Source organism: Paucisalibacillus globulus (assembly GCF_900184735.1).
Taxonomy (GTDB): domain Bacteria; phylum Bacillota; class Bacilli; order Bacillales; family Amphibacillaceae; genus Ornithinibacillus; species Ornithinibacillus globulus_B.
In genome coordinates, this window is record NZ_LT855388.1 from 1 (window position 1) to 11,653 (window position 11,653).

The 11,653-nt window shown below is 38.0% G+C and carries 11 protein-coding genes, 8 tRNA genes and 2 rRNA genes; 18 read left to right on the forward strand and 3 right to left on the reverse strand.

All coding sequences use genetic code 11. From position 1 onward, the window contains the following. The 5 genes from BN999_RS07095 to BN999_RS07115 all read left to right on the forward strand — a co-directional run. Positions 1-87, forward strand: a 23S ribosomal RNA gene (locus tag BN999_RS07095); the annotation flags it as partial. A 75-nt stretch (positions 88-162) separates the two neighbouring features. After that, positions 163-278, forward strand: a 5S ribosomal RNA gene (rrf, locus tag BN999_RS07100). 120 nt (positions 279-398) lie between these two features. Beyond that, a tRNA-Asn gene (locus tag BN999_RS07105) sits at positions 399-473 on the forward strand. 21 nt (positions 474-494) lie between these two features. Continuing rightward, positions 495-567 (forward strand) — tRNA-Thr (locus BN999_RS07110). 584 nt (positions 568-1,151) lie between these two features. Further along, positions 1,152-1,448, forward strand: a complete 297-nt coding sequence (locus BN999_RS07115) for a YciI family protein (RefSeq protein ID WP_096270707.1) — start codon at positions 1,152-1,154, stop codon at positions 1,446-1,448. A gap of 184 nt (positions 1,449-1,632) precedes the next feature. Here BN999_RS07115 and BN999_RS07120 read toward each other — a convergent pair whose 3' ends face one another. Both BN999_RS07120 and fabI read right to left on the reverse strand, forming a co-directional pair. Further along, positions 1,633-2,334, reverse strand: a complete 702-nt coding sequence (locus BN999_RS07120) for a YwaF family protein (protein ID WP_176481906.1) — start codon at positions 2,332-2,334, stop codon at positions 1,633-1,635. A 109-nt stretch (positions 2,335-2,443) separates the two neighbouring features. Further along, a complete protein-coding gene (gene fabI / locus BN999_RS07125) occupies positions 2,444-3,220 on the reverse strand; it encodes an enoyl-ACP reductase FabI (protein ID WP_096270709.1) in 777 nt (258 codons plus the stop codon). Positions 3,221-3,451: 231 nt separating this feature from the next. Here fabI and BN999_RS07130 point away from each other — a divergent pair. The 11 genes from BN999_RS07130 (at position 3,452) to rocF (ending at position 9,922) form a co-directional block, all read left to right on the forward strand. Continuing rightward, positions 3,452-3,526: transfer RNA gene (locus BN999_RS07130), tRNA-Glu, on the forward strand. Between the two features lie 3 nt (positions 3,527-3,529). Beyond that, a tRNA-Val gene (locus tag BN999_RS07135) sits at positions 3,530-3,605 on the forward strand. A gap of 95 nt (positions 3,606-3,700) precedes the next feature. Then, positions 3,701-3,776 (forward strand) — tRNA-Thr (locus tag BN999_RS07145). Between the two features lie 36 nt (positions 3,777-3,812). Further along, positions 3,813-3,896, forward strand: a tRNA-Tyr gene (locus BN999_RS07150). A 10-nt stretch (positions 3,897-3,906) separates the two neighbouring features. Beyond that, positions 3,907-3,978: transfer RNA gene (locus BN999_RS07155), tRNA-Gln, on the forward strand. Positions 3,979-4,286: 308 nt separating this feature from the next. Continuing rightward, a tRNA-Lys gene (locus tag BN999_RS07160) sits at positions 4,287-4,359 on the forward strand. A gap of 151 nt (positions 4,360-4,510) precedes the next feature. After that, positions 4,511-5,800 (forward strand): hydroxymethylglutaryl-CoA reductase, degradative, encoded by a 1,290-nt coding sequence (locus BN999_RS07165; RefSeq protein WP_096270710.1) that lies wholly within the window; start codon positions 4,511-4,513, stop codon positions 5,798-5,800. Further along, positions 5,797-6,777: a mevalonate kinase gene (gene mvk / locus BN999_RS07170; RefSeq protein WP_096270711.1), complete on the forward strand. Its 981-nt coding sequence runs from the start codon at positions 5,797-5,799 to the stop codon at positions 6,775-6,777. The genes BN999_RS07165 and mvk overlap by 4 nt, the downstream gene beginning before the upstream one ends. A gap of 30 nt (positions 6,778-6,807) precedes the next feature. Further along, the gene (gene mvaD / locus BN999_RS07175; RefSeq protein WP_096270712.1) at positions 6,808-7,800 is read left to right on the forward strand and encodes a diphosphomevalonate decarboxylase; all 993 of its coding nucleotides are present in this window, start codon (positions 6,808-6,810) and stop codon (positions 7,798-7,800) included. Further along, the gene (locus tag BN999_RS07180; protein WP_096270713.1) at positions 7,793-8,893 is read left to right on the forward strand and encodes a phosphomevalonate kinase; all 1,101 of its coding nucleotides are present in this window, start codon (positions 7,793-7,795) and stop codon (positions 8,891-8,893) included. The genes mvaD and BN999_RS07180 overlap by 8 nt, the downstream gene beginning before the upstream one ends. A 132-nt stretch (positions 8,894-9,025) precedes the next feature. Then, on the forward strand, positions 9,026-9,922 hold the full coding sequence (gene rocF, locus BN999_RS07185; RefSeq protein ID WP_096270714.1) for an arginase: 897 nt from the start codon (positions 9,026-9,028) through the stop codon (positions 9,920-9,922). A 41-nt stretch (positions 9,923-9,963) separates the two neighbouring features. Here rocF and BN999_RS07190 read toward each other — a convergent pair whose 3' ends face one another. Then, complete coding sequence (locus BN999_RS07190; protein ID WP_096270715.1) at positions 9,964-10,116, reverse strand: aspartyl-phosphate phosphatase Spo0E family protein; 153 nt, start codon at positions 10,114-10,116, stop codon at positions 9,964-9,966. 306 nt (positions 10,117-10,422) lie between these two features. On the opposite strand from BN999_RS07190, the gene sigW reads away from it, so the two are divergent. Together sigW and BN999_RS07200 are read left to right on the forward strand one after the other, a co-directional pair. Next, positions 10,423-10,986, forward strand: a complete 564-nt coding sequence (gene sigW / locus BN999_RS07195; protein WP_096270716.1) for an RNA polymerase sigma factor SigW — start codon at positions 10,423-10,425, stop codon at positions 10,984-10,986. Positions 10,987-11,001: 15 nt separating this feature from the next. Further along, complete coding sequence (locus tag BN999_RS07200) at positions 11,002-11,640, forward strand: zf-HC2 domain-containing protein (protein ID WP_096270717.1); 639 nt, start codon at positions 11,002-11,004, stop codon at positions 11,638-11,640. Positions 11,641-11,653 lie beyond the last annotated feature (13 nt).

The following is an 11,653-nucleotide window of genomic DNA, read 5'->3' on the forward strand; positions in this document are numbered from 1 at the left end:
TTAGAGACTATGAGGTTGATAGGTCCGAGGTGGAAGCGTGGTGACACGTGGAGCTGACGGATACTAATAGATCGAGGACTTAACTAACTTTTTGATTCGTTGTTTACTCTTATTTAGTTTTTAGGGTATAAATTCTTTTTGAATTATATAACCTGTTCATTGTCTGGTGACGATGGCGAGAAGGTCACACCTGTTCCCATACCGAACACAGTAGTTAAGCTTCTCAGCGCCGATGGTAGTTGGGGCATTGCCCCTGTGAGAGTAGGACGTTGCCAGGCAATTTTTTGTATAAATTTTTGTATAGATTACTAAAATTTGTACAAATTAATAAGGTCAATAAGTTAGTACATAGTAAGTGGATTAACTTTAAAAAACCTAGATTGAGAATTAATTATTATTCCACAGTAGCTCAGTGGTAGAGCAATCGGCTGTTAACCGATCGGTCGTAGGTTCGAATCCTACCTGTGGAGCCATTTTTGTGTTTTTATTCATACGCTTCCATAGCTCAGCAGGTAGAGCACCACCATGGTAAGGTGGGGGTCGCAGGTTCAAATCCTGTTGGAAGCTCTATTCATAAAAGGGATTGCATAAACTGCAATCCCTTTTATTTTGTTTAATTGACTCAACATGTTTGATACTGCCCAAACATACAAGCATGTCTTTAAATGGGGCTGTTGTCGTATAGTTTGTAGCTATTTAATAGAAACTGTGCGTTAAATAAGGATCTTGGATAGAGCACCATACCCGCTACGGAAATACACTCCGCTTTTACTGCCAGCACAGGGGCGACATCTGTTCGAAAAGACCTCACAGTGTCTACCTTGCCGCGGGCGGCTGGTGAGCCTCCTCGCGCTTACGCACTGCGGGGTCTCACCTATGCCTATCCTCCCGCAGAAAGCGGAGTATTCTGCCGGAGCGGAATCATACCACTATACCCATTTATTTTAGGGAGACTAACAGTGGTTACCACGCAGTTTCTATCTACTATTCGTTAGATTAACTATCCAAAAAGGTAACAATCTTTTAGAAGCAGCGTTAAAAAAGCTTAACTTCAAAAATTATGATACTTCATTTTATGATTATAGGTTGCAATTATTTGGAAACTTAGTTATATTCTATGTGAATTAATTCACATGTGGGGAGGTAATGAGATGAAAGCTGTAATTATCTATTCATTAGGAGAATCCTGGGAAGAAGGCAAGCCTTTTTGGGAGCAGAAGTTACGACCACATCGAGAGTATTTAGTAAACGTATTGCAAGAAAGGTTAGTATCTGCAGGACCATTTTTGGATCATACCGGTGGTTTAGTAATAATGGAGGTAGAAAGATTAGAAGACGCTGAATTGGTAGCAAAGAATGACCCTGCAGTAATAGATGGAAGGTTTAATTATCAAGTTCATCCTTGGAAACCATTAGAAGGACTCTTTGTAGAAGACAATAAACAATAAGTGATTCTAAGATTTGAGTTCTTAGACGCTTTTTGTATGGTTTCTTAGAGTATTTTTCGCTAATAGAAGTTGAACAAGAAATAGATCTATACATCTTAAAATGAGCTTGCCTAGTTTATACAGATGTACAATAGAAAATTAATAGGGAAAGTAAAAGAGTTGAGCGGTGCAGTACCTACACAGCTCAACTCTTTTTATTAACATAATAAGCAAATAGCTTATAGATAGTATATAGAGCAATAAAGACAATTAACCCAACTAAGCAGAGGTTAAAATAGTACCAAAAACCATCCCCAAGTAAGTCTAATGGTGTACTTGCTGAAGGTGTTCTCGCAAGGAAAAGAAAGTTTGCGTCAAAAGTAGGGTTTACAAAAAAGCCGATTATTCCTGCATATATTAAAAGATAAGCGTATGACTCCAATGCCTTCTTAAAGGTAATGGATATGGTGTTGGAGACAACAAGAAATAAACTACTCCATGATAGGATGATATGGTGGATGAAAAACTGCCAGAAGCGAAAATGAGGATAACCATGCTGCAATTCTGGAGTTATAACTGCAAGAAAGGATGGAACAATTCCAATAAAAAAGCTGATTTGTATAAGTTTATGATTTTGTGTAAATAAAGCTAACATGGCTAATATACCAGCAATACTACATAATTGAAACGGCAAAAATTCTGGTGAATTCCATGTACCATTGAGAATTCCCCAAGCTTGATAGCTAAGTTCAGAACAAACTAAAATAATAAATAATCCCCATCTGAATGTTTGGGTTAACCTATTTTCCTGTTTAAGCTTTTTGGAGTAGACTAATAGATACCCCATACCGATTAGGTACAATGTGATCATCAGTGTATGATGCCACCCGAAAATGTTAAAAGCCATAATGCTCTTACTTCCAAACCACTCTCCCATATATCTCACCCCGTTTGGCAATATAGAAAAAGAACGCCTACTATAATAGTATATAGTAAGCGTCTAAAATTCTGACTTATTATCCACCCATAATATGGTAGCCTGAATCTACATGTAAAACTTCACCTGTGACCCCTCTTGAAAGATCGCTCATGAAGAATAGAGTTGCATCTCCTACCTGATCTTGGTCAACATTTTGACGTAATGGAGCTTTCTCTTCTACAATTCCCATCTTTTCGTTAAAACCAGAAACTCCTTTTGCTGCAAGAGTACGAATAGGTCCTGCTGAAATAGCATTGACACGAATTCCATACTTTCCTACGTCTTCAGCTAAATATCTTACACTCGCTTCAAGTGATGCCTTTGCTACTCCCATTACATTATAATTAGGAATAACTCTTTCTGCGCCTAAATAAGTTTGAGTAACTATGCTACCGCCTTCGGTCATTAGTTCTTTTGCTGCTTTTGTAACGGCAACCAATGAAAATGCGCTAATATTTTGGGCAAGTAAGAATCCTTCACGTGAAGTATCCGCATATTCTCCTTTTAGTTCGTCACGATTAGCAAATGCAATTGCATGAACAAGTCCATGGATTACGCCAACTTTTTCTTTGACTTCGTTAAACGCATTTGTAATACTTTCATCATCTGCTACATCGCATGAAACAATTAATTTAGCATCAATATTGTTTTTTTCTAGTAGTTGCGTAAGTTTCTTATAGGATCTTTCTTGTCTATTGGTAAAAATGAGGTTTGCTCCTGCCTGGTGAAGTGATTTAGTTACCCCCCAAGCAATACTACGTTCATTGGCTACTCCCATTACAACGATATTTTTACCTTTTAATAGTTCTGACATTTCGAACCTCCAATAATTATGATTAACTATTAGTACCTAACTATAATTTATCATCTTTTTATAAAAAAACCAATCTTTTAGATAAAATTATTATATAAGGGATATGATAAACCCGATAGTTAATGGGGACATAACAAATATTTTTATAAAAATTTACTTTTCCTCTTTACAAACAACCTAAATCTGTATATAATAAAATTCGTTGACTGCAAGACAACCTATTAAAAGCATGGCCCGTTGGTCAAGCGGTTAAGACACCGCCCTTTCACGGCGGTAACACGGGTTCGAATCCCGTACGGGTCACCATGTGGAGGATTAGCTCAGCTGGGAGAGCACCTGCCTTACAAGCAGGGGGTCGCAGGTTCGAGCCCTGCATCCTCCACCATTTGCCGGCCTAGCTCAATTGGTAGAGCAACTGACTTGTAATCAGTAGGTACAAGCAGGGGGTCGCAGGTTCGAGCCCTGCATCCTCCACCATTTGCCGGCCTAGCTCAATTGGTAGAGCAACTGACTTGTAATCAGTAGGTTGGGGGTTCAAGTCCTCTGGCCGGCACCATTTTTTGTATAAAAAAATTTAATATGCTAAATATATGGAGGGGTAGCGAAGTGGCTAAACGCGGCGGACTGTAAATCCGCTCCTTCGGGTTCGGCAGTTCGAATCTGCCCCCCTCCACCATTTAGATTATTGGGCTATAGCCAAGCGGTAAGGCAACGGGTTTTGGTCCCGTCATTCCCAGGTTCGAATCCTGGTAGCCCAGCTTTTTTTATTTTATGGGGAATTTCATAGGATGAAGAGAGGCTATGGTCAACAACTGGTAATTAATCAACATGAGCCATTAGCTAGCCGCTTACTTCCGTGGACAAGCTCCTATGTGCAGGCTTGCGAGGAACATTTCTCCTATGGGAATCTTCCGTGACGAGCACACTTGTCGGTAGAGCAACGAGCATTACTTCCACCGAATAAGCTACAAGTAACCCCGAAGAATTCACTTCTATGAATATTCTTAGAGATGCAGGGGTCTTCTTGATGAACGCTCAGGACAACATTAGAATTTCTAGATTACATGAGCCATTAGCTCAGTCGGTAGAGCATCTGACTTTTAATCAGAGGGTCGTAGGTTCGAATCCTACATGGCTCATCATTTATAATAGATCAAATAAAAACAAGGTTACATTCCTATTGTAACCTTGTTTTTATTTGCATTTTATACTGTTTTTTAACATAATAGATAGAGTAATTCTATTGAACAAAAATATATATAACTTATTACGATATAAAGGATGGTTGGTATGGTATCTTCTAGGATTCCTGGTTTTTATAGAAAAACAGTTGAAGAGCGAAGAGAGCTATTGCGAGAGGCTCTTGAATTTGAGGAAGATGAATTACGTGTCTTATCTTCACAGGAAGCATTACCAATCGAAACTGCAGATAAAATGATTGAGAATGTTATAGGAACATTCCCACTTCCTTTAGGTTTAGGATTGAATTTTCTCATAAACGGGAAAGACTATATTATACCGATGGCAGTTGAAGAACCATCGATCGTGGCTTCAGCTAGTCATATTGCAAAGATAGTAAGAGATGCTGGTGGGTTTAAGACGGAAGCATCAGAAAGAATTATGATTGGTCAAATCCAGGTTGTGGGTTGCAATGACTTTGCATTAGCAAAGCAAACTTTAATGGAATCCAAACATGAACTGATAGAAGCTGCAAATGCTGCCTACCCAAGTATTGTAGCTAGAGGTGGAGGAGCGAAGGATTTGGATGTTCGAATCCTTAATGACTCTCCTGACTCAGAATATGGGAAAATGCTTGTGTTACATCTATATGTTGATACATGTGATGCAATGGGAGCTAATATCATTAATACAATGGTTGAATCACTAGCTCCAATGGTAGAGGATATTGCTTCTGGTAAGGTTTATTTACGGATACTTTCTAATTTTGCTGACCGTTGTGTTGCAAAAGCAACATGTGTAATCCCTCCTAAATTACTAGTAACTGGCGAATACTCTGGTGAGGAGGTTCGCGATGGGGTTGTCCATGCTTTTGAATTTGCTGACTCTGACCCTTATCGTGCTGTAACTCATAATAAAGGTATTATGAATGGGATTGATCCAGTTATTATTGCAACTGGTAATGATTGGCGTGCGGTAGAAGCAGGTGCACATGCCTATGCTTCGCGATTTGGAAGGTATCGATCGATGACAAAATGGTCTATTGATGATGAAGGAAATTTAGTTGGTGAATTAGAATTACCCATGTCCATCGGAACTGTAGGTGGTGCAATTCGGGTACACCCAATTTCACAATTAGCGCATAAGATGTTAGGAACGGAATCTGCTTCAGAGCTTGCACAAGTTATTGTAGCAGTTGGATTAGCGCAAAATCTTGGTGCTTTAAAAGCTCTAGTAACAGAAGGAATTCAAAAGGGTCATATGGCTCTTCATTCACGATCTGTTGCGATTGCTGCAGGCGCTACTGGGGAGATGATTGATATTATAGCTGAACAATTAGTCAAATCAAAGGAAATCCGTGTAGGTAAGGCTAAAGAACTGGTGGAACAATATACAAAATGAGTGCTGAAAAGGTAACTTTAACAGATAACATAAAAACAACTGATAAAAGTGGAATTGGAATTGCCTATAGCAAATTAATTTTAATTGGTGAGCATGCAGTTGTGCACGGACAACCTGCAATCGCAATCCCTTTTCCGTTAGTCGGTGTAGAATCGGTAATTAAATACAAAACTGGCCCAATTAAATTTGATAGTACTTTCTATCATGGAGCTATGGATTCTGCGCCACTTGCTTTGGAAGGAATAGTCAATGCTATCCATGCCACTTTAAAATACCTTGGACTTCCAAGTAGGGATATGGTGATTCAAGTAAAATCATCTATTCCGCCTGGTAAAGGATTAGGGTCAAGTGCCTCGGTAGCAATTGCAATTATTCGTTCATTATTTTCATATGCGAAAGTGGACTATACAGAAGGAGAGTTATTGCATTTTGCTAATATAGCGGAAAAATTTGCGCATGGTTCTCCAAGTGGAATTGATACACTAACCATAACATCGGAATCTCCTGTTTGGTTTGAGAGGGAGAATCCTGTGAGTTATATTAGTCCAGGTGAAGACTTTCATTTTATTGTAGCGGACTCTGGAAGAATTGGGGATACCCGTTCTGCGGTAGAGTCAGTTGCACATTTACTGAAAAAGGCTCCTAGTAAAATACAATCAAAGATTGAGCGGATTGGTGAACTAACTCACTTAGCTAAACATGCTTTAGAGAAAGCTGGAAAGAATTTATTGGGTCAGATGCTGAATGAGGCTCAGAAAGAACTTTCTGCTCTTGGCGTTAGTGATGAGGGATTAGATCGCTTGATTAACTTTGCTCGTAAAGAAGGAGCCATTGGAGCCAAGCTAACTGGTGGAGGCAATGGTGGTTGTATTATTGCACTTGCAAAAAATGAAATCCATTCTAGACAACTATCTGAAAAACTGAAAGAGTTTGGTGCTCAAGCAGTTTGGCCTTTCGTATTAAGAAAACAAGATTAATGAGAACTGGCTTTTGAAAAGGGGATCGACATGAAAGCAACTGCAAAAGCACATACAAATATTGCTTTAATTAAATATTGGGGAAAACGCGATGAAGCTTTAATATTACCAACGAATAATAGCTTGTCCATAACATTAGATGGCTTTTATACCACGACATCTGTTGAGTTTAATGAGGAATTGACAAAGGATCGGTTCGTACTAAATGAAACGGCAGTCGAAGGAGAACAATTTCAAAGGGTAACTAAGTTTCTTGATTTAGTTCGAAGCCTTAGTGGGAAAAGGTTATATGCTGAAGTTGCTTCAGTAAATGCAGTACCAACAGCTGCAGGGTTTGCTTCTTCCGCATCAGGATTTGCAGCGCTTGCTGCAGCTTCATCTAAGGCTATTGGATTAAATCTAACAGAAACAGAATTATCCCGTCTTACCAGGCAAGGATCTGGTTCTGCATGTCGATCAATTTATGGTGGATTCGCAGAGTGGCAAAAAGGGGAAGCGGTGGACGGTTCAGATTCCTATGCGGTCCCTATTGCCCCAAGAGAACATTGGGATATTCGGGTAGCGGCTGTTGTACTTTCCTCCAAAATGAAAAAAGTATCCAGTAGAAGAGGGATGAGACGAACTGTAGAAACGTCACCCTTTTTTAATGGTTGGGTAGATAGTATTCCTTACGATTTAGAAGCAATCAAAGAAGGGATTCTTAACAAGGACTTTGTAAAAGTCGGTGAAATTGCGGAGGCAAATTGCTTAAAAATGCATGCGACAACATTAGGAGCTAACCCGCCATTTACTTATTGGTTAGATACAACACTTTCCGTAATGCAAACCGTTCAACAATTACGTGATTCTGGAATTCCAGCTTATTTTACAATTGATGCTGGTCCTAATGTTAAGGTTCTTTATTTACCAGAACATGAGGAAAAGGTACAAGAAACACTTCGTAATATACCTGGTGTCTCTGATGTTAAATTAAGTCGCGTCGGACAAGGAATATCGTATTTAGAGGATGATACATTTGTCTAATTCATCTCTTCGTGTTCAAGTTCCAGGGAAATTAATGATTGCTGGGGAATTTGCCGTATTGGAACCATACCATAAATTACTTGCCATGGCAGTTAATCGATTTGTAACTGTTGAAGTTGACGCTAGCCATATGAATCAAATCACACTTGAGAAATTTCGACTCGAAAATTTGCCTTGGCATTTTAACGAGAATAAATCTTCCATTGAATCCACTGATAAGCGGGTTAATTTTGTACAGGAAGCAATGACAACGGCTTTTATTTACTTAAAGGAAAATAATATTAGCCTTAGACATTTTCGAATCCATGTAAGAAGTGATTTAGATGATAAAGTTTCTGGCAAAAAGTTTGGCCTAGGATCCAGTGCTGCTGTGGTTGTTGGTGTCATTAAGGCAATATTACATTGGCATCTTGAAAAAGAGCCATCACCTGAACTTGTTTTTAAGCTTGCTTCTATCTCTCATGTAGCTGCACAAGGAAATGGTTCAGGTGCTGACGTAGCAGCTTCAGCATTTGGTGGTATTATTCAGTACTCTTCCTTTCAAGCGGAATGGTTAAGAAATCAGTATAATCAATCACATTCATTGATGGAATTATTGGAAACAGATTGGAAGTATCTCTCGATCAGTCCTATTGAACTTCCTGAAGATATACATTTGTGTATTGGTTGGACAGGTAGTCCAGCATCAACTGGGAGTTTAGTGGATCAAATAAAAGGTCTTAAGAAGACTAACTTTGATAAGTATCAGAAATTCTTAGAATGTAGTAGAGAAGCGGTAGATAATATTTTAAAAGGAATATATGAAAATAATCTTCCGCTATTACTTAATGGTATAAAACAAAACAGGGCTGCATTAGTTACGGTGGGGAAAGATGCAAATGTGGAACTTGAAACATCCATGATAACCAAGTTATGTAATCTAGCTGAAAGACATGGTGGAGCTGCCAAGCAATCAGGTGCAGGTGGTGGAGACTGTGGCATTGCTTTTATGCCAACTAAAGAAAGTGCAGATCAGCTAGTGGTAGCGTGGGGAAATGAAGGAATTATTCCGTTAACCATACAACCATATCTAAATAAGAGCCCGAAGATTTGAGTAGGTATCGTCTAGAATGGCGATGCCTATTCTCCTTTTAAAGAAGAAATATGAATAAATATTCGTAAAATTGTCGAGTTGAGTCGTTTAAATAAACTAAGGTAAAATAATTATTGGAGGTGCTAATATATTATGAAAAATAAAATTTCTTTAATCGGTGTTCCGATGGACTTAGGCCAAAGTCGCCGCGGGGTGGATATGGGACCTAGTGCACTTCGTTATGCTGGAGCTATAGAACGGTTACAAAATCTAAACTATGAGATTCACGATTTAGGTGATATTTCGATTAATCGCCCTGATACATTCAATGATACAGGGAAATTGAAGAACTTAGAACAAGTTATTGAAGCTAATGAAACACTTGCAGATATGGTGGATAAAGAGATTGAGAAGGATAGATTTCCGTTAATCTTAGGTGGAGACCATAGTATTGCTATTGGAAGTTTAGCAGGTATTTCGAAGCATTATGATAATCTCGGTGTCATTTGGTATGATGCACATGGTGATCTTAATACTAGCGAAACATCTCCATCTGGTAATATTCATGGCATGCCTCTTGCGGTTAGTCTAGGTCTTGGTCATGAAAGACTTACAAACTTATATGGTTATACACCAAAAGTTAAGCCAGAGAATGTCATTATTATTGGTGCCCGTTCTTTAGATCCTGGGGAAAGAGAACTCATTCGAGAAAAAGGAATGAAGGTATATACCATGCATGAAATTGACCGTATGGGAATGTCTCAAGTAATGGAGGAAACGATTCAGTATTTTAAAGAGAATACAGATGGTGTTCATCTAAGCTTAGATTTAGACGGACTAGACCCAACCGAAGCACCTGGTGTTGGTACACCAGTATTAGGTGGTATGACTTATCGTGAAAGTCATTTAGCCATGGAAATGTTAGCTGATTCAGACCTCATTACCTCACTTGAAGTAGTAGAGGTAAACCCAATACTAGATGAAAAAAATAAAACAGCTACATTAGCTGTTGGTTTAATGGGATCTTTATTCGGTGAAAAGCTGAAATAAATTCAACAAAAAAGGCATTAATGAACTCTATTAATGCCTTTTTATTTATTAATATTGTTTGTCTGATATTGATTTAACAGGTTATCCAATTTTTTACTAGTTTTTACTACTGCCTCAGATGTTAATTTGTATGTGTCACTCAGAGCAATCATCTCTTTTCTACATTGCTCTATTTGTAATAAAAGCTTATCCATTTCAATTCCCCCTATTACCATACATTAAACTATATTAACCTGATAAATTATTATTAGCAATAGTAAATTTAGAAAAGTCGATATCTTTTATTGAATATGCGTTATAATATAGTTGGAAAATGTTTACTGCTAGTTTGTTTTCATTATGATGAGTCTTTCTAGTATTTTTTTGAATAGACTATTATTTCAATGAATAACAACTAAATTAAATAAAGAAGCGGATTTTATATTTTTTTTTATAAAAAGTGAAACCTTTTTGAGGATGAAACGTAAGGTTTAATACCGCAGCAGGCGGAGGTACAGGTAATGGAATTAATAATTAGAGATAAAATTAAACAAGTTAAAAAGGGAGACCACGCCGCGTTTGAAGATATTGTCATGTTCTATCAGGACAAAATATATCAACATTGCCACCGAATGCTTGGCAATAAACATGAAGCAGAGGATATTGCTCAAGAAGCATTTATCCGAGCATATGTTAATATCCACTCCTATGATGAGCGCAGAAAGTTTTCTACTTGGTTATATCGCATAGCAACCAATCTTACTATTGACCGATTACGAAAACGAAAACCAGATTACTATCTAGATGCGGAAGTAAAGGGTACAGAAGGTTTGGATATGTATTCTCAGTTAGCGGCAGATGGAAAGCTTCCAGAAGATGAAGTAGAAGGACTGGAACTTCAAAATTATATACAAAAGCAAATTGCTGAGCTTCCACCAAAATACCGTAGTATAATAATGCTACGTTATTTAGAAGACTTCTCTCTTCAAGAGATAAGTGAAATATTAGATATCCCGATTGGAACTGTAAAAACTAGGATCCATCGAGGTAGGGAAGCCTTAAGGAAAAAGCTTCGTCATGTGTAAAAGGAGTGAATCCAGTTGGATTGTAATAAAGAAGCATTAGAAATGATGCATAAGCACTTAGATGGTGATATTACGAGGGAAGAAGAGTCTCTATTGAGAAGTCATCTCGAGGGTTGTGTGGAATGTCAAAAGCATCTCCATGAATTGAAAAGAACCATAACATTAATACAAAGTACTGAAAAATTAAAAGCCCCTGATGATTTTACAAGTAAAGTAATGCAGCAGTTACCTGTTGAGAAGAAGCATGTTAAGTATTTACGCTGGTTCAAGATGCACCCAATACTTACAGCAGCGGCAATATTCTTTGTCTTTATGTTTACCGGGTTATTATCTGCATTTGAACAAGACTCTCAACTTATGGTATCTAACCCTGAAGATTTAATTATAGAGGATAATTTGGTTATTGTTCCAGAAGGAGTCACGGTCCAAGGTGATTTAGTTGTTCAGAATGGTAATCTCAAGATAGATGGAAAAGTTGACGGAAATGTTACCCTTATTAATGGGAACTTGGTGGAAGAGCAAGGATTAGATAGTTCTGGTTTAATGGCTGATGTTGGCGGTGTTAATGGAGAACTGAAAGAAGTCGATCGTATCTTTGAATGGGTATGGTATAATATCCAAAAGATGGTTAAAGGTATATTTTCAATTGAGTAGTAAAACCTGGGTA